The following is a 19,043-nucleotide window of genomic DNA, read 5'->3' as shown; positions in this document are numbered from 1 at the left end:
TTTGTCACATAATCAATGTAAACATTCCCGCGCGATCTGAATATTTAAAATTACCGTAAAGAAGTTGTGAAAAATGAGAGGGAATTGCCTGGCAGAATAATAATAACTGCAGTGACTTTTTATGAAGCAAGCACAACAAAATAGAGGTCGAAAACGTAAAAAAGAACAACTCTGTGCTTTAAAAAAAGAGACTCAGGATCACCTTATTTACCTCCGTTGACGAAACCTAAACATATATGTGAAGTTGATCACAATTTTAAACACTGGTAGGGTAGATAGCTCATTAACCGCCCAAATCAGGCGTCAACAGGTTCGGTTGTACAGACCTTAACCAGTCCGTGTAAGTAAACCTGCTACGCTTGTTACAGGAGTTGCGTCTGAGCAACCCCGCGCTCGACGGTGACGTTGCGCCCAGTGCGCCAGTGCAGTCGATATGCCGCGAGACAGGGCTTAGTCTACGAGGACAGCTATGCTGAAAAGGAAAAAAGTAAAACCGATTACGCTTCGTGATGTCACGATTATCGATGACGGTAAATTGCGAAAGGCGATTACCGCTGCTTCGTTGGGTAATGCGATGGAGTGGTTTGATTTTGGGGTTTATGGTTTTGTTGCTTACGCATTAGGTAAAGTGTTCTTCCCGGGGGCTGACCCCAGCGTGCAGATGATTGCCGCCCTTGCTACTTTCTCTGTTCCCTTTCTGATTCGTCCGCTCGGTGGTTTGTTCTTCGGTATGCTCGGCGATAAATATGGTCGCCAGAAGATTCTTGCCATCACCATCGTGATTATGTCGATCAGTACCTTCTGTATCGGTCTGATACCGTCCTACGCCTCGATAGGCATTTGGGCACCCATCCTGCTGCTGCTGTGTAAGATGGCGCAGGGCTTCTCCGTCGGCGGTGAGTACACCGGCGCGTCTATTTTTGTGGCCGAATATTCCCCGGACCGTAAACGCGGCTTTATGGGAAGCTGGCTGGACTTCGGCTCCATTGCCGGGTTCGTGCTGGGGGCGGGTGTGGTCGTCCTGATCTCGACGGTGGTCGGAGAAGAGAACTTCCTGGAATGGGGCTGGCGTATTCCGTTCTTTATCGCCCTGCCGTTAGGGATTATCGGACTCTATCTGCGTCATGCACTGGAAGAGACCCCGGCGTTCCAGCAGCACGTCGATAAGCTGGAACAGGGCGACCGCGAAGGCTTGCAGGACGGACCAAAAGTGTCCTTTAAAGAGATCGCCACTAAGCACTGGCGCAGCCTGTTGGCCTGTATTGGCCTGGTGATTGCTACCAACGTCACCTACTACATGCTGTTGACCTATATGCCGAGCTATCTGTCGCATAACCTGCATTACTCTGAAGATCACGGCGTGCTGATTATCATCGCCATTATGATCGGGATGCTGTTTGTCCAGCCGGTGATGGGACTACTGAGTGACCGTTTTGGTCGTCGTCCATTCGTGATCATGGGTAGCATCGCGCTGTTTGCCCTGGCAATCCCGGCCTTTATTCTGATTAACAGTAATATTATCGGCCTGATTTTTGCCGGTCTGCTGATGCTGGCGGTGATCCTCAACTGCTTCACCGGGGTCATGGCGTCTTCACTGCCAGCCATGTTCCCGACACATATTCGTTACAGTGCGCTGGCGGCGGCATTTAATATTTCGGTACTGATTGCCGGTCTGACGCCAACGCTGGCGGCCTGGCTGGTGGAAAGCTCGCAGAATCTGATGATGCCTGCTTACTACCTGATGGTGATTGCGGTGATTGGTTTCATTACCGGTATCACCATGAAAGAGACCGCGAATCAGCCGCTGAAAGGGGCAACGCCCGCCGCCTCGGATATTCAGGAAGCGAAAGAAATTCTCGGTGAACACTACGATAATATCGAGCAGAAAATTGAGGATATCGATCAGGAGATTGCGGACCTGCAGGCGAAGCGTACGCGCCTGGTGCAGCAGCATCCGCGAATTGACGAGTAAATTAAGGTTTGCTTAATCTCTGACTGGCACACTCTCTTCCATACCCTGGAGGAGAGTGTGATGAAACAGCGTATTTATGAAAGTGTCACGACCGTATTCAGCGTACTGATTGTCAGTAGCTTCCTGTACATTTGGGTCTCAACCTACTAAACCTTCTTCAACAGCACCGAGGCGCGGGTTCCGGTGGTTCCACTGCGATTTTGCAGGAAAAACTGCCCGTGGTGCAGCTGCGTAATGCGGCTGACGATGCTTAACCCCAGACCGATTCCACCGTAACGGCTGTCCATGCGGACGAAGGCTTTGCTGAGTTCGCCGCACTTGCTTTCATCGATCCCCGGTCCTTCATCTTCTACCGCCATTGTCATTGTTGCTTCGTCATCAACGTTCAGCGTAATGGCGATGGTGGTGCCTTCCGGACTGTAGCGATGGGCATTTTCCACCAGATTACGCAGCAGCATCCGCAGCAGCGTCGCGTCGCCCTGAACAGCCGCATCGTCCTGACTGTCAGGCAGCAGGAGTGTCTGTTCGCGCTGTTCCAGCATCGTGCTCAGCTCATCGTAAGACGGCAGGATCACATCTTCCAGCAATCTGACATGCTGATAATTTCCCGATGAAAAAGACTGACCCACGCGGGCGAGTTGTAAAAGCTGCGAGACGCTGTCCATCATTTGATCAAGACGACCCAGCAGCGGCGCGACATCCACGTGATGCGCTTTTGACAGCAGTTCCAGATGCAAACGGACGCCCGATAGCGGTGTTCGCAGTTCGTGCGCCACGTCGGCGGTAAACAGACGCTCGTTTTCGATGGTCGTGGTCAGTCGATTGACCAACTGGTTGAGCGCCGAAACGACCGCTTCAATTTCGACCGTTGAGCTGTGAATGTCGATAGGGGAGAGATTATCCGCCGTGCGGGTTTCTAATTCGTGTTGCAGGTTGGCGAGCGGACGGGTAATGCGGCGAACGGCCTGATAGCAGATGAACAGCGTTAACCCCACCATAAACAGGCTGGGGACGATCAGACTGGCGACCGCCTCGCGGATTTCATGCATGATGTGGCGATCGTTATTGCGGTTATCCCGCAGCGCCTGTTCAAACAGCTGGATCTGCTCAGTGCTTTCATGCCAGAGCCAGAAGGTGCTGATGAGCTGGAAAACCAGCAAAATCATGCCGATGGTGATCATCAGCCGCCGACGCAGGGTCATGGGCTGGCGTAGAAAACGCTTCAGATTCAATTAGCTTTCCTCAGTCGCGGTCGCCACCAGCATGTAGCCAAAGCCGCGCACGGTACGAATACGGGATTTGCCCACTTTATCGCGCAGGTTATGGATATGCACTTCCAGGGTATTGGTGGACGGTTCGTTATCCCAGTTATAGATGTCGTTATAGAGAATTTCCCGGTGCACCGGGCTTCCCGATTTCAGCATCAGACGCGACAGCAACGCGTACTCTTTAGGGGTAAGAATTAACTCCTCTCCCTCTTTCCACACCTGTCGACGGCCCATGTTCAGCGTCAGGTTGCCGACGACCAGTTCACTCTCGCCCTGGTTATTGTGACGACGCAGCAGCGCGCGGATCCGGGCGTGCAGCTCTTCCAGCGCAAAAGGTTTCACCAGATAATCGTCGGCCCCGACGTCCAGCCCGGAAATCTTATCGCCGAGCGTGTCCCGCGCAGTAAGGATCAGCACCGGCAGGGTATATTTTTTCTGCCGGATGCGAGCAAGGAAATGCAGGCCATCTTCGTCAGGCAGGCCGAGGTCCAGCACCACCAGACTGTAATGACCGGTTTCCAGACATTGCTCAGCCGCACGGGCGGTCGACACGCCATCGCAGGCGTACCCTTCGGTTTGTGCCGCCAGAATCAGGCCCTGCAAAAGCAGCGTATCGTCTTCAACAATCAGTATTTTCATTGCGTGGTTCTCCTGCAGGGCTGCAGAATATCATCTGCGGCCTGATATTGCGTGGTCTGTACGCCGGTCAGTCCCAGCATGGTCGAGAAAAGATTGTCCTGCGAGTAATCCTGAGTACGCGCCTGTTTTTGCAGGCAACTGGCATCAACCTGATAGCGCTGCTGATAATCCTCTGACAGCCACAGCAGCATCGGCACATGCTTCTGGGAGTCTGGCGCAATGGCATACGGCAGGCCGTGCAGATAAACGCCGTTTTCACCCAGCGACTCGCCGTGGTCGGAAAGATACACCAGGCTGGTGGTAAATTTATCCTGATGCGCTTTCAGAAGATTAATTGTTTTATCAACAATATAGTCGACATACAGCACGGTATTATCGTACGTGTTCACTAATTGTTCCTGTGAACAGGTCTGGATTTCATTGGTATCGCAGGTTGGGGTAAATTTCCTGAACTGCGGCGGGTAGCGGTTGTAGTAGGTCGGGCCGTGGCTGCCGATGGTATGCAGTACAATCACCCCGTCACCTTGCAGGTTGTTGATGTACTCTTCCAGACCGTGGAACAGAACTTCGTCATAGCATTCGCCGTCGATGCATTCCCCTTTCAGGTTTAACGCCGTCATATTCTGATGTGGCACGCGGTCGCAGGCGCCTTTACAGCCGCCATCGTTGTCATTCCACAGTACGTTAACGCCCGCGCGCTGGATAATATCGAGCATCCCTTCCTGATGCTGCGCCAGCTCTTCGTCGTAATGCTTACGCGGCATGTTAGAGAACATGCATGGTACAGAGACCGCCGTGGCGGTACCACACGACGTGGTGCGCGGGAAGTAAACCACATTATCTTTTGCCAATAGCGGATTGGTTTCGCGGGAGTAGCCGCCGAGCGAGTAGTTTTCGCCACGTGAGGTTTCACCGACGATCAGGATAGTCAGATTTTTGCGCTTCTCTTGCTGCATCACCGGATTACGATGGGCGTCTTCCCCGATGCGTACCAGCGGCAGGTGCGCGAGGCGCTGATGGGAGTACCATGACCAGCTGGCGACAATGCCGTTAGACGGGCTGAGAGCTTTGACCAGTTCTTTATTGTTGCGAAACAGTGAGGCGTAATCTTTATAGAAAAAGGCCGCCACCAGCACGATCAATAACACGGATACCAGCACGTTGGCAGCGCGATACAGCACGCTGCGCAGGACAGGCGTGGTCGGTTTGATTTTAATCCAGCAGGCAACGATGGCCGCCACAATGCCGCTAAGACCGAGCGTGAGCACCATTCGCGGCGTCATCAGGGCGAACGTTTCGGCAGGCGTCGTATCCACCATATTGGCAATCATTGAGCGGTCAATGATGATGCCGTAAGTCATGATGAAATACTGCGCTGACGCGGACATCAGAATAAACAGGCAGGCCAGCAGGCGGTTCAGCCACAGGAAAGAGGCCAGCGTCAGGACAATATTCATGACGCTGAACGCCACCACTGGCATCGACAAGAAGACCAGCACGTTACGCAGGGAATCCAGCGGCAGATCCTGCACAACCTGTTTGTAGAACGCGATGTTCAGACAAACAGACAAATAGAATGAAACCAGTAGTAACCAGGCCAGCAGGCTGAGAAGAGGTCTTTTGACAATGCGCTTTAACATGGTGGAGCTTCCGTAGACTAATTAGCGCAGATCCTCGCAAAGTAAAGTTAAGCCAACCTTAAGAACTTAAGGTTGGCTTCATCGTGTAAAAGAGGGGATTAACTGCGGTTAACCGGCGCATCCAGTGGGAAGGGGTTTTTGTGGATCCGGTTGTAGTTCAGGGCGTACAGCGCGGTGATGATCATCAGGGTCACGAATGACCACATCACCTCTTTCGCGCCGGACCCCACCACTGCCCAGATGCAGTAAATAAAGGCCACAAAGGTTACCAGCAGATAGAGCGGACGCGCTTTGCCGAAGTGTCCGTGACCGAGCAGCAGCAGCGCGGCACAGGTGTACAAATAGGGCACCAGCGTAAAGATGACGGACACTGAAGAGACGAGACCAAACTCTTTCGCGGCGTTCGGCGACATACTGCTGAACTGGAAGATAGTCATCAGAATCCCGACAATAATCAGCCCGGCAACCGGTGTGCCCGCCTTATTTACACGGGCAAAAATCGGTGGGAACAGACCGTCATCGGCGGCGGCTTTTGCAGTCTGTCCGGCCAGCAGCGTCCAGCCGCCCAGCGAACCTAAACAGCCTGCTGCCGCGCAGAAGGAGACAATCGCGCCGGCGGTGTTACCCAGCGCCATACGTGCCGCATCACCGAACGGTGAAGCGGAGACGCGCAGCGCGGCGTTAGGGATCATCCCCATGATGGCGGTGGTGGAGAGCACGTAGCACACAGCCGCGATCAGCACCCCGCCAATGGTGGCAATCGGCACATTGCGTTTCGGGTTTTTGACCACCCCTGCCGCTACCGAGGCGCTCTCGACCCCGATGAATGACCACAGGGTGACGTTAAGGGTGCTCTGAATCGCGCCGAAGGTGTTCATGCCGCTCACGTTCCAGGCCGCCATGTAGGTTTCGCCACGGAACCAGAACCAGCCAAACACCGCGATACCGACGATGGGGACCAGCGCCAGCACGGTGGCGACGGCCTGAACGCGGGTGATCATTTTCGGACCGACAATATTGAGCAGAACGAAGATCCACAGCACCACGACGCAGGTCAGGGTCAGCACCAGCGGATCTTTCAGAATGGGGAAGAAGTAGCTCAGGTAACCGACGCCGATAACCACCATCGCGATGTTACCGATCCAGCAGGCCAGCCAGTACAGCACGTTGGTCTGGTAACCGAGGAACGGCCCAAAGCAACGACGAGCATACGCGTAAGAACCGCCGGGACTGGGATCTAAGGACGACATTTTTGCGTAGACCATCGACAGCGCCAGCGCGCCGATAATCGTGACTAACCATCCGTAGATTGCAATCCCGCCGGTGGCGGCCAGGTTCGCAGGGAGCAGGAAAACCCCTGAACCCATGATATTCCCCGACACCATTAAGGTGACGGGGATTAAGCCCACTTTGTGAGCATCAGCATCCGAGGACATAATTAATCTCCTGAAGGGAACAATAAATGATGTCTCATAATACGCCTTCAGGTGTCGGTTGAATTATGTGCGACGTGGGTTATCGCTAATGCTGATATTATCGTAGCTCATTACAAAATGCTCAAAAATCACGCTGCCGTACGGTCTTTAAACTGGCTGACATAATGTAGCGGGGTCATGCCATAATACTCTTTGAACACAGAGATAAAGTAAGATGTACTGTTATAACCACACAGTTCGGAGACCTGGGATATATTCTTGCCATCCATCAGAAGTTGATTAACGGCGTAGCGCATGCGGCAAGTGGTGATGATTTGACTGTAGCTGGTATTTTCGCTTTTGAGTTTCTTCTTTAACAAACTCGGACTCAGACACAGACAACGGGCGACCTGATTAAGATTCCACGCTTTATGAATGTCACTCTCGATAATATGGTAAACGCTGTCGCTGACGCGGTTTCGCAACATAAACATCAGCAGGGACAAAAACTTCTTACTGTCGAGAAAGCGGGATAACACGGCGAACAACAGGCAGCGTGTACGTTCTTCTTCGCCAGGGCTGTCGGTATGCGCAATGCTGTGTTGTGCTGCCACCCGGAAGACATCGGGGGTCACACATTCAGCGGTTAATACCGGTGAGGAACTCCGTTGCCAGAGTGGAATATTTGAAAGATCTTTATTTAAAAAGCGAAGATAATCTTTAATTATATCTCGGCTAATATGTGCGACCAGTGCGTTATTAATCGATGAGATATCGATGATATTGTTTTCACAGGCGATGAGTGCCATATGATTCGCTTTTAAATTGATAGCCTCTTTACCGTTTACTCGTAGCCAAACGTCTTTTTCGGTTAACACGACAATGCAAGGATTATTGCTGAAAATTCTCATACCCTAACTCCCGAATATGAACATAAAATATCCTTTCTCGCCAAAGGGGAGAGATAAAGCAGATATTTCGATTTGTATGACGAATGAAGTCCGCATTAAAATAATGGTTTTGTCTGGAAATACAATAGGCGACAGATAATTGCTATGTACAGAAACTTTTACGCGGTGGAAACCATGCATAAGGGATAAAAAAAGCGCGGGGAGCACCCGCGCAAAAAGGTATGACAATGGTAGTTTTTCTCAGCAATACTCAGGAAACGCTCGTCATAACCCTACGGCCTAAACCAGGCTGCGTCAGGGTGGCCATGTCATGACGCAGTCGTCGGAATTGATTTACGCTTTCACGCACATTACGTGATAGACGCCATCAATGATTTCAGTGCCTTCGGTTTCATGTTCGAAACCAGGGAAGTGGTGATCCCAGGATTGCAGGGCGCGGAGATAGCCCACCTGCGGACTGTTTTCATCACCGAAGTTCTCTCCGGAAAGCAGCATCGGAATTCCCGGCGGATAAGGGATCACCGAGTTTGCTGCAATGCGACCCGGCAGTTTATCAATGGCCACCATTTCGATGTTGTCGTTAACGATAGCGTTATAGGCTTCACGCGGCGTCATTGCGGCAACCGGCAGGCCGGAATAGGCGGCGTTGAGTTTCGCGCCTGGGTTGTTTTCCCGCAGCCAGGCGAACATCCGATCGCCCAAGTCGTGAATGCCCATATTGGCGTAGGTTTCAGGGTGTTCGTCGACCAGTTCCGGCATGACCTGCGCCAGTGGGGTGTTGGCATCGTAGTGATGTTTAAATGAGCACAGGGTGTTAATCAGGGTTCCCCATTTCCCACGGGTGATGCCCATCGAGAACAGGAACATGATCTGGAAATCGGTGGTGCGGGTTGGCACGATTCCGTGATGTCCAAGCCAGGCGGTGACCAGCGCGGCAGGCACCCCCGTCTCTTCCAGTTCGCCGTCGTCACCCATCCCCGGTGCGAGAATGCTGACCTTGATCGGGTCAAGCATGCTCCAGTTATCGGGTAAGTCTTTAAAGCCGTGCCAGGATTCGCCCGGACGCATCACCCAGCAGTTCTGGTCTGTTGCCAGCAGTTTCGCCGGTGCGTCAGCAAAATCGAATGTTTTCCCGGTCTGCGGATCGGTGACCACTTCTTTGTTCCACGGCTTGAAGAACCAGTCGCCGTCGGCGCTGAACTCTTTATACAGACGCGCCATGGCCTGGCGGAAGTCGATGGCTTCGTCGATCACTTCCTGAGTCAGCGACAGGCCGCTGTTGCCGTCCATCATGGACACCGCCACATCGTTGGATGCGCAGATGGCATACAACGGCGAGGTGGTGGCATGCATCATGTACGCCTGATTGAAGCGGGAAAAATTCACCGCGCCGCGACCTTCACGCACATGGATGTAAGACGCCTGAGAGAGGGCGTTCAGCAGTTTGTGCGTAGAGTGGGTGGCAAAAACGGTAGGACCACTGTGATCGCCCGGTTCACCGCGCATCGCATAGTGGTCGGCGTAAATCGGGTTAAAGCGGGCGTAGCCGTACCAGGCTTCGTCGAAGTGAATGCGGTCGGTAGCTTGCGCCAGTAACGCCTGTGCGGATTTCGCGTTATAGCAGACACCATCGTAGGTACAGTTGGTCACCACGCTATAAGACGGTTTTTGTCCTGTCTTCTCTTTGGTCAGCGGGCTTTCGCTGATTTTTTTCTGTAAGGTTTCCGGCTGCATTTCCTGTGGGTAGATAGGGCCAATGATGCCGTAGCGGTTACGGCTGGGCACCATATACACCGGTTTCGCCCCGGTCAGGATCAACCCCTGTTCAATCGATTTATGGCAGTTACGGTCCAGCACCACCACATCGTTATCGGTCATACAGGCCTGCATAATGGTACGGTTGGAGCCGGATGTCCCGACCACGACGGACCAGGAACGGTCTGCGCCAAAGACCCGTGCAGCATATTTTTCGCTTTCGCCAAAGGCCCCGGTGTGATCGAGCAGAGAACCCAGCGAAGCACGTTCAATCCCCATGTCGCTGCGGAACAGGTTTTCGCCGTAATAATCATGATAGAAGCGGCCGGCAGGCGTTTTGGTAAAACCCACACCACCCTGGTGGCCCGGTGCAGCCCAGGAGTATTCGTGGATATCGCTATATTTCATCAGCGCACTAAACAGCGGCGGCAGCAGTTGCTGACGATAACGGGTCATGGCGGCGACCGCGCGCCCCGCGATAAAGTCAGCGGTGTCTTCGAGGATCCAGGCGAACTCATCGACAAGCTCCAGCATATCGCGGTCCAGCGAGGCGGTGGCTTTCTCTCTGTCACCTAACAGAAAGACCGGCACATTTTGCTGGCGCTCATGAAGCTTACCGATCAGTTCTCTGACATTTTGATGTTCATCAGGCTGTTCCATTTGATAGCTGAACATCAGGCAATCAATGGCTTCGTTTGCCGACAGGATGGCGTAGCCGTCGTCGAAAGACGTGGACTTAATGACGGTAACATTTTGCCGACTTAAGGCGTCTGCCAGACGTTCCACGGCCTTGCCAACCCAGGTGTCCTGATGCAGAAATTCACTTTCAACAATTAATACTTTCATCATCTCTTACCCGGTTGTGGAGGAATCTGTGATGCGGGCAAGTATTATCCTGACTAAAAAAGGTGTAAAGAGGGCGCGAAACGACGGGGATCCATCAATAATTGTTTATAAACAATGGATTAAAGTGATTTGCCAGCCGTTTTTGGCGATGGTTTATCGACAGCTGAATTATTTTTTGAGCTGATAGTGATATCGCCGGAGCCTGTGTATGCCTCCGGCAGATAAATACGTTATGCGTCGGGGGGCGTTAATCCATAGCGCTGCAACTGACGGCTATGCACTCCCGCCAGCAACGTTACCGTAGTCAATGAACCCAGCAACGCGCAGAACATGTCTGACTGGGTATCCCACGGGTCGCCCTGCGTGCCAAGGAAATCGTCCGCGCCCTGTCCCATCGCCAGCGCGGCCCACCATTCAATTAACTCATAGGTGGCACTAATCGCCAGCGCCACGCAGCAAACCAGAAATGCCAGCATCTTACCGCTGCGAACACTCTTTGTGCGTAGCAGAATTTCGCGCGCCACCAGTGCCGGAACCAGGCCCTGGAAGAAATGGCCGAGTTTGTCATACGGATTTCGGCTTAAGCCCAGCCACTCCTGCACTTCAAAGCCCACAGGGACTTTGGCATAGGTGTACATACCGCCCACCATCAGGATGATGGCGTGGAAAAAAATCAGGGTATAAAGCAGAGGAGTGAGCGGGTAGCGCTTTGCGGTTGTCAGCAGCAGCGGTATCACAATAATGACCGGCGTAACTTCCATCAGCCAGGTGGTTTTCTCACCTGCCGAGAAGCCAGTGTAGATCAGGATAAGCGTCAGGATCAGTGCGCCGATATTCAGCAGGGTGGGGTTTAATGTGCGGATCATGGTGATTTCGCAAGTGATGGAAAAGGCTACTATTCACCGAAGTGGTCGAAAATTCAATGCCAGCCATGACGGGAAAAGGTGGCCCGGGGGGATCACCGGACTGCCTTCAAACGTTGAGAGCAGTCCGGTGCCGGGCCGAAGAGGTTATTTCGTGCAGTTAGCGCACTGCTTGTTCACTATCTGCTGGAAGAAATCATTGCCTTTGTCATCGACCAGGATGAACGCCGGGAAATCTTCCACTTCAATTTTCCAGATCGCTTCCATACCCAGTTCCGGATACTCAACGCATTCCAGATGCTTGATACTCTGTTGCGCCAGGACCGCTGCCGGGCCGCCAATGCTGCCCAGATAGAAGCCGCCGTGTTTATGGCAGGCATCGGTCACCTGTTGGCTGCGATTGCCTTTTGCCAGCATGATCATGCTGCCGCCGTGCGATTGCAGGAGATCAACATAGGAGTCCATTCGGCCTGCGGTGGTCGGTCCTAATGAGCCTGACGGATAGCCCGCCGGTGTTTTTGCCGGACCGGCGTAGTAGATCGGGTGATCTTTAATGTACTGCGGCAACCCTTCGCCAGAGTCGATACGTTCTTTCAGCTTCGCATGCGCAATATCACGACCGACGATAATGGTTCCGGTCAGCGACAGACGGGTGGAAACCGGGTACTGCGAAAGCTGTGCCAGGATCTCTTTCATCGGGCGGTTGAGGTCAACTTTCACCACTTCGCCTTCACCGGCCTGACGCAACGCTTCCGGGATGTACTGGCCTGGGTTGTGCTCCAGTTTTTCGATCCAAATCCCTTCGCGGTTGATTTTGGCTTTGATGTTACGATCCGCCGAGCAGGAAACGCCCATGCCGACCGGACAGGAGGCACCGTGACGCGGCAGGCGGATCACGCGGATATCGTGGGCGAAATATTTACCGCCAAACTGCGCGCCAAGACCGAGTTTTTGTGCCTCTTCCAGCAGTTCCTGTTCCAGTTGTGTATCACGGAACGCCTGACCATGCTCGTTGCCTTCGGTCGGCAGCGCATCGTAGTAATGCGTGCTGGCGAGCTTCACGGTTTTTAGCGTGCTTTCTGCAGAAGTGCCGCCAATCACAAAGGCGATATGGTACGGCGGGCAGGCTGCTGTTCCCAGCGTCCGCATCTTCTCAACGAGGAAGTTTTTCAGCTTGCCCGGGGTGAGCAGCGCTTTGGTTTCCTGGTACAGGTAAGTTTTGTTGGCGGAACCGCCGCCTTTCGCTACGCACAGGAATTTATACTCATCACCATCGACGGTGTAGAGGTCGATCTGTGCCGGCAGGTTGGTACCGGTATTCACCTCTTTGTACATATCCAGCGCGGCGTTTTGCGAATAGCGCAGATTGTCTTCGATATAGGTGTTGTACACCCCTTTTGACAGCGCCGCTTCATCACCGCCACCAGTCCAGACACGCTGGCCTTTTTTCCCCATGATAATGGCCGTGCCGGTATCCTGACAGGTCGGCAGAATGCCTTTGGCGGCGATTTCAGAGTTTCTCAGGAATTGCAGGGCAACGTATTTATCGTTTTCGCTGGCTTCGGGGTCATGAAGAATGGAGGCGACTTGTTGCTGATGTTCGGGGCGGAGCATGAAGGAGGCATCGTGAAAGGCTTGTTGCGCCAGCAGCGTCAGGGCTTGCGGCTCAACCTTCAGTATGGACTCACCTTCAAACTCACTCACGCTGACATAATCGGAAGTGAGCAGGTAGTACTCTGTTTCGTCTTTCCCCATCGGGAAAGGTGCCTGATAGAAGAACGCTTTATTTGACATGTGCTTCCAGCCTATTGATTTCTTTTAATATCATAAGTGACGTGCCGCCCGGTGACGGACGGCACGCGGGAGACCTTTACAGGAATCCGTACATGGCAGCAAAGATCCAGCCAAAGACGCAGGAGACGCTCACGCCAATCAAACCCGGGAGAATAAAGCTGTGGTTGATGACGAAGCGACCAATGCGGGTGGTTCCTGAACGGTCGAACTGAATGGCGGCCAGATCGCTCGGATAGGTCGGCAGAATGTAGTAGCCGTAGCACGCCGGGGCAGACGCCACGATGTAGGCTGGGTCAACGCCAATCGCCAGCGCGACCGGAACGATAGCCGCCAGCGCCGCTGCTTGAGAGTTAACGAATTTAGACACCAGCAGCAGAACAATCGCATAGGCCCACGGATACTCTTTCACCATGTTACCCAGCACACCTTCGATTTCTGTCATGTGCGCGCCGAACATGGTTTCCGCCATCCAGGCGATACCGTACACCGCCACAATCGCGATCATACCTGAACGGAAGACTTCGTTTTTAGAGATTGAAGCGGGATTGGTTTTGGTCAGGATAATAATCAACGCGCCGGTCAGCAGCATGAACATCTGGATAACCAGCACCATCGACAGCGCTTTGCCACCGAATGAAGGGCGAAGTTCAGAGAAGGCACCCAGGATAGCGACGACAGCAATGGCGGCAAGGAAGATCCACATCGCCAGCCAGTTGCTTTTCGGCAGTTTTTTGTCCAGCAGCGTAGCGGTATCGCCATACACGTAGTGATGGTTTTCCGGTACGGAGATGAATTTCTGGAAGTCTTCATCTTTATCCAGATCTTTACCACGGAACCAGCTGAAAATACCGATAGCCAGAATACCAATCAGCGTGGACGGGATAGTGATCGCCAGCAGGTCGAGGAATTCGAGGTGTTTGCCTTCAAACGTCACATTACCCAGCATGGCAACCAGAGAAACCACCGCCACCGATACCGGACTTGCAATGATCCCCATTTGTGCGCCGATGGAGCTGGCGGCCATCGGACGTTCCGGGCGGATGTTATTTTTAATCGCCACGTCGTAAATGATGGGCAGAATCGTGTAGACCACGTGGCCGGTACCGCACAGGATAGTCAGGGTACAGGTCACAAACGGGGCAACGATAGAGACATATTTCGGGTTGCGGCGCAGCAGTTTCTCTGCGATCTGCAACATCACATCCAGACCGCCTGAGGCCTGTAGCGTTGCTGAGGCCGCGACCACGGCGATGATCACCAGCATGACGTCAACCGGTGGTTTACCCGGCTGGAGGTGGAAAACGAACACCAGAATGACCAGGCCGATACCGCCTAACAAACCCAGCGCGATACCGCCCTTTCTGGCACCATAAAACAAACATATTAATATTATGAGAAGTTGTATACTAAATAGCATTTATTTACCCTCGCGATAAAACCAGTCAATTTTGATAAATGGATCACAGCCATGTTCTGTTTTTTGTGTAATGGGCGCAGAGCCTGGCTAATATTCGTTTCGTCTGAAAGTGCGATTAGTTTTTAAACATCGAATAACGTTATTCCTAAGGACAGGAAAACTCTTATCGTTTTTTTCAGGCTGTTTTCAGAGAGCACGACTCTCTGGCGATGGGCAGTGTTGAAAAAGAAGAGCAGAGGCAGGTTCGGGCTATTTTTTGTATCTTTATGAAAAACATGAACATATCATCTGCTCACAGAGTGTGCTTATCCTTAAGATGTAGCATGAGCTCCGTTGCTACCGTTTATCGTTTTTGTTAATCCGTCCGGTTATTTCCAGACTACTCCTTTGTGATTAAAAATACACACTCTGCGCAGGGGATAATACTTTATTAACTTTTGTTAGCGTTTTTGAAATTAAAAACAATGGCGTGTCGGATAATAATAACGCATTGAAAAATGTGGAATGATGCAATTATATTTGATCTGGCACAATTTCTGAATTTGCAGGAAGTAACCTTAACCTTTTTATTTTTTCATTATTGTAATAATTGTTACCAATATATAACGAAATAATGCAAGGTTAAGATTTATCTTCTACTGACAATATTGCTTAAGTAAAGAATAATGTTCTGCCTGAATACGGTAACGGTAAACCGGCCTGCCCGTAACGCCATAATGGATGCTGGTAACCAGAATATGACAGTTGACCAGCCAGATAAGATATTTGCGGCAGGAGACGCGAGAGATATTCACCGCATTTGCCAGTTCATCGGTTGAAAACTCATAATCTTGATGTGCATCGATCCACTGACACAGCGTGCGCAGCGTCTGCGGCGTCAACCCTTTCGGCAGGCGGCGGGTGTCCTGCTCACTGGACGCATTGCCGTGAATCAGTTGGTCCAGCTCTGACTGCTCATAATACTGGTGCTTATCCATGTCCCTTTTCTTTTGCAGCCAGCTGGTGAGGGCTTCCTCAAAGCGTGAGGCCTGAAACGGCTTGATTAAGTAATCTACAACGCCGTAGTGCAACGAATCCTTGATCGTCATGGCATCGGCGGCAGAAGAGATGACAATGACATCGCTTTTGCAGCCGGCGGCATGCAGAAGCGGGAGCAGGTCCAGCCCGTTCTCTTTCTGCATGTAAATATCCAGCAGAATCAGGTCAATCTGAACATCGCTATTAAAAATAACCTCTTTGGCTTTTTCCAGCGTTGAGGCGGTTCCGCAGCACTGAAAACCGGGGATCTGTGCGACATAGCGGCGATTTAACTCCGCGACCATGGCGTCGTCATCGATAATAAAGACATTGATCATGTGCTGGCCCTCTCCCCATCCCAGGGTATTTGTACAAAAAATTGTGTGAAAACGCCAGGTTCGGATTCCACAAAAATATTGCCACCAAGACTTTCAACTTGTTGTTTAACAAGCGCTAAACCAACGCCGCGTTCAGTTCCTTTAGACGAGACGCCTTTATCAAAAATAGCGTCAAGGCGGTGCGGTTCAATGCCGGGACCATCGTCACTGACTTCACAATGTAGCCAACCATTGCGATAGTATAAGGAGACGCTGATCTCACCTCCTGACTGCTGTGCTAACGCGTCGATCGCGTTTTCAATCAGATTTCCGAGCGCGGTAATCAATACCGCAATTTGATCTTCATTGCCGCTGTCCGGTACCTGGCTGTCATGGCTAATCACCAGTTTGTGCCCTGAATCGGATGTGCGATTAATCTTACTAAGTAAAAAGCCAGCAATGACCGGCGATCTAATTTTGCCTAACAGTGAGCCGATCTCTTCCTGATAGTTGTTTGCCGTCTTAATAATATAGTCTTCAAGCTGCTTATAACTCTTCAGATGTAACAATCCCAGAATCACATGTAATTTATTCATGAATTCGTGGGATCGTTCACGGAGTGAGTCGGCATAGTTCACCATGCCATCCAGTCGCTGCATCAACTGGCGAACTTCCGTTTTGTCCCTGAAGGTGGAGATCGCGCCAATAATCTTGCCGTCGCTGCGAACCGGGACGGTATTAATGAGCAGCAACCGATCTTTGATGTTGATCTCTTCGTCGCGGTGCGACGTACCGTCGCGCAGCACTTCGCTGAGATCCACCACCTGCGACCATGCATGGCTGAGCGTGGAAAACTGGGGGTCATCCTGTGACTTACGGTAATCCAGCAACTCCTGGGCGGCCTCGTTGATTAACGTCACTTCGCCTTTGTCGTCAACGGCGATGACCCCCTCTTTGATTGATTGCAGCATCGCCTGGCGCTGTTCAAACAGGGTAGAAATTTCATACGGTTCCAGGCCAAACAGGATGCGTTTGAGCACTTTCACCAGCACCCATGTTCCCAGCAGGCCAACCAGCACGCCAAAAAGTACGGACCAGAGGATGCTGCCGCGACTGTCGTTAATCTGTTCGGTCACCCGACTCAGTTCCAGGCCGATTGCCACCACCCCAATCTGGTGGTGATTGTCGTCATAAATGGGGGTGAAAACGCGCAGCGCCTGGGCGAGAAAGCCCCGGTTGATGGCGATATTCTCTTTGCCATCCAGCGCCAGCAAAATATCGTCGCCCTTAAATGGTTGCCCGATGCGTTGGGCTTCCGGATGAGAATAACGCAGGCTTTTCATGTCGGTGACAACAATGAACAGCATATCGTTTCGCTTGCGCACCGCTTCGGCAATCGCCTGAATCCCGCTATCCTCGGGTTTTTTCATCAACCCCGCACGGATCTCCGGCGAGTCTGCCAGCGTCCGGGCAACGGCCAGCGCTTTGTCTGCCAGCGCATCACGCGTCATGTGGCTGATTTGTGAGAAGTAGAACAGATGGACGACCAGCAAGACAGAAAACAACACGGCGCTGACCATCAGTATCACCGTCGTACCGAGTTTCATCGGCCGTTCACGTAGCTTGCGACAAGGCAGGGAGTGTCTCATGGTGGTCCCGGGTTCACAGTTCGTGTGGATATTATCCCTATTGGGACGCGTAATTCAAAGGTGGCAGGGAAATTCACTGGGGCAGGTGTCCCATTATCGGATCATTATTACGCAGGTCGGATCAGCAACCTGCGGCAATATAATCGCCGTTGGCGCTAATCGGGATCACCGTTAAGAACAGAATTGTGGCAAACAGGATCAGCACCACACCGCCGACTATTTTCGCTGCAGGCGCAAGCCATTTCAGAGCGGGATGTCCTGTACCGAACCATGTGAGTGTCTGATTTCGGGCATAACGTACCGCCAGAGACAGTCCCATGATCGACAGCGCAGTGCCAAAGGACATGGTCATCACCGCTGCAATGCCCCAGGTGACGATACCGAGAGCATTGGAAAACAGCAGGATCATGATTGCCCCGCTGCATGGTCGGGCGCCGATGGCGAGAATCACCCCCAGCCGGGTTTTCCAGTTACCGTCCACCAGCGTCTGCCCGACGCCTTGATGTCCGCAGCCGCACTTCTCGTCATGGCTATGCAAGGGAGTAAATCGGGTGAAGGTTATCGGGCGTATGGATTTAAGTGCCTGATAAATGAGAAACGCGCCGAATCCGGCGATCAGCGCAGCGCTGATTTTTTCAACGTACCATCGGCTGGTGCTTAAATCGCCGGCTGCCAGGTTAAAGCCAATCGCGAGGATAAACACAAACAGGATCGCACTGACTCCTTGCATCAGGCTGCCAATAAAAGGCACGACCCGAGCAGCCAGCAGGCTTTCCTTATTGGTACTCAGATAGGTCGTCACGATGAACTTTCCGTGTCCCGGTCCGATGGCATGCAGTACGCCGTACAGAAACGCCCCCGTCAGTAACCAGAAACCGCCGCTGTACTGATGATTATTCAACTGCAGCAGATACATCACCAGATAGCGATGCAGGGTGATTTGCGTCGCCAGACACCACTGAATAAACGCCCCCCAGTGCAGATGCAGGGTATAGCCGATCCCAAACAGTGTCAGCGTCAGGAGTCCTGCCAGCGACAGGCGCAGAGAGGGATGGCGTCCGGATACGATCATGATTCAGTCTGGCTATGGGGATGATGAAACAGTATAGCCCGTTTACGGTAAGAACTCAGTTCACGCAGAAGGCTTTCTTCTTTTTGTATAACAAAAAATCATATTATTGCTAAATTAGCATAAAAAGTAATATGTTCCTGAACGCCAGGAATATTCATTTTGACCAGGAATACTCTTTTTGGCATACGTTCCAAAAATAAGAATTTTGTTGCGCTTGCCTGACGGAATATATAAGCGCAATATAATTAACTATACAATGATTATGCTGTTGTTCTGTTTTTATCTCTTATATGTTTACAAAAATGTCATCTTCAGTTAAATCACTGCTTTTTATCAGATAAAAAATGATAAGAGTGTCATGGTTTTACCACTTTATTTTTCCATAAAAGCGCGTTTGATCATAATCAACCATCAGCCGTGTTTAGCCCTATATGATTACTTATTAATAATAACTATGGATGCAATGTG

The 19,043-nt window shown here is 51.9% G+C and carries 14 protein-coding genes; 2 read left to right on the top strand and 12 right to left on the bottom strand.

The window, feature by feature from the left end; genetic code table 11:
- Positions 1 to 469: 469 nt before the first annotated feature.
- Together proP and pmrR are read left to right on the top strand one after the other, a co-directional pair.
- Positions 470 to 1,972: a glycine betaine/L-proline transporter ProP gene (gene proP, locus AOY24_RS12185; RefSeq protein ID WP_042321219.1), complete on the top strand. Its 1,503-nt coding sequence runs from the start codon at positions 470 to 472 to the stop codon at positions 1,970 to 1,972.
- Between the two features lie 60 nt (positions 1,973 to 2,032).
- A complete protein-coding gene (gene pmrR, locus AOY24_RS12180; RefSeq protein WP_042999091.1) occupies positions 2,033 to 2,122 on the top strand; it encodes an LpxT activity modulator PmrR in 90 nt (29 codons plus the stop codon).
- Here the strand turns inward: pmrR and pmrB are convergent.
- The 12 genes from pmrB to AOY24_RS12120 all read right to left on the bottom strand — a co-directional run bounded on the left by pmrB (position 2,119) and on the right by AOY24_RS12120 (position 18,575).
- A complete protein-coding gene (gene pmrB, locus AOY24_RS12175; RefSeq protein ID WP_042999092.1) occupies positions 2,119 to 3,204 on the bottom strand; it encodes a two-component system sensor histidine kinase PmrB in 1,086 nt (361 codons plus the stop codon). The two genes, pmrR and pmrB, sit on opposite strands and share 4 nt — an antisense overlap.
- Complete coding sequence (basR, locus tag AOY24_RS12170; RefSeq protein WP_042999093.1) at positions 3,205 to 3,879, bottom strand: two-component system response regulator BasR; 675 nt, start codon at positions 3,877 to 3,879, stop codon at positions 3,205 to 3,207.
- On the bottom strand, positions 3,876 to 5,519 hold the full coding sequence (gene eptA / locus AOY24_RS12165; protein ID WP_054176707.1) for a phosphoethanolamine transferase EptA: 1,644 nt from the start codon (positions 5,517 to 5,519) through the stop codon (positions 3,876 to 3,878). Before eptA ends, basR begins: the two co-directional genes overlap by 4 nt.
- 98 nt (positions 5,520 to 5,617) lie before the next feature.
- Entirely contained in the window at positions 5,618 to 6,955 is a 1,338-nt protein-coding gene (adiC, locus tag AOY24_RS12160) for an arginine/agmatine antiporter (protein WP_042999095.1), read from the bottom strand.
- A gap of 128 nt (positions 6,956 to 7,083) precedes the next feature.
- On the bottom strand, positions 7,084 to 7,845 hold the full coding sequence (locus AOY24_RS12155; protein ID WP_042999096.1) for an AraC family transcriptional regulator: 762 nt from the start codon (positions 7,843 to 7,845) through the stop codon (positions 7,084 to 7,086).
- A 333-nt stretch (positions 7,846 to 8,178) separates the two neighbouring features.
- The gene (gene adiA / locus AOY24_RS12150) at positions 8,179 to 10,446 is read right to left on the bottom strand and encodes an arginine decarboxylase (RefSeq protein WP_152967201.1); all 2,268 of its coding nucleotides are present in this window, start codon (positions 10,444 to 10,446) and stop codon (positions 8,179 to 8,181) included.
- A 230-nt stretch (positions 10,447 to 10,676) separates the two neighbouring features.
- Complete coding sequence (locus AOY24_RS12145; protein ID WP_042999098.1) at positions 10,677 to 11,312, bottom strand: DUF2238 domain-containing protein; 636 nt, start codon at positions 11,310 to 11,312, stop codon at positions 10,677 to 10,679.
- A 144-nt stretch (positions 11,313 to 11,456) separates the two neighbouring features.
- Positions 11,457 to 13,103, bottom strand: coding sequence for a class I fumarate hydratase (fumB, locus tag AOY24_RS12140; RefSeq protein WP_042999099.1), 1,647 nt, complete (start codon positions 13,101 to 13,103; stop codon positions 11,457 to 11,459).
- A gap of 76 nt (positions 13,104 to 13,179) precedes the next feature.
- Positions 13,180 to 14,520, bottom strand: a complete 1,341-nt coding sequence (gene dcuB / locus AOY24_RS12135) for an anaerobic C4-dicarboxylate transporter DcuB (RefSeq protein WP_042999100.1) — start codon at positions 14,518 to 14,520, stop codon at positions 13,180 to 13,182.
- Positions 14,521 to 15,155: 635 nt separating this feature from the next.
- A complete protein-coding gene (gene dcuR / locus AOY24_RS12130; protein WP_042999101.1) occupies positions 15,156 to 15,875 on the bottom strand; it encodes a two-component system response regulator DcuR in 720 nt (239 codons plus the stop codon).
- Positions 15,872 to 17,503, bottom strand: coding sequence for a sensor histidine kinase (locus AOY24_RS12125; RefSeq protein WP_044264069.1), 1,632 nt, complete (start codon positions 17,501 to 17,503; stop codon positions 15,872 to 15,874). The genes dcuR and AOY24_RS12125 overlap by 4 nt, the downstream gene beginning before the upstream one ends.
- A gap of 121 nt (positions 17,504 to 17,624) precedes the next feature.
- On the bottom strand, positions 17,625 to 18,575 hold the full coding sequence (locus tag AOY24_RS12120) for a nickel/cobalt transporter (RefSeq protein ID WP_054176705.1): 951 nt from the start codon (positions 18,573 to 18,575) through the stop codon (positions 17,625 to 17,627).
- Positions 18,576 to 19,043 lie beyond the last annotated feature (468 nt).

The organism is Citrobacter sp. CtB7.12 (assembly GCF_001297795.1).
Taxonomy (GTDB): domain Bacteria; phylum Pseudomonadota; class Gammaproteobacteria; order Enterobacterales; family Enterobacteriaceae; genus Citrobacter_A; species Citrobacter_A amalonaticus.
The sequence above is the reverse complement of the archived record's forward strand: the minus strand, read 5'-3'. Positions and strand labels throughout refer to the sequence as shown.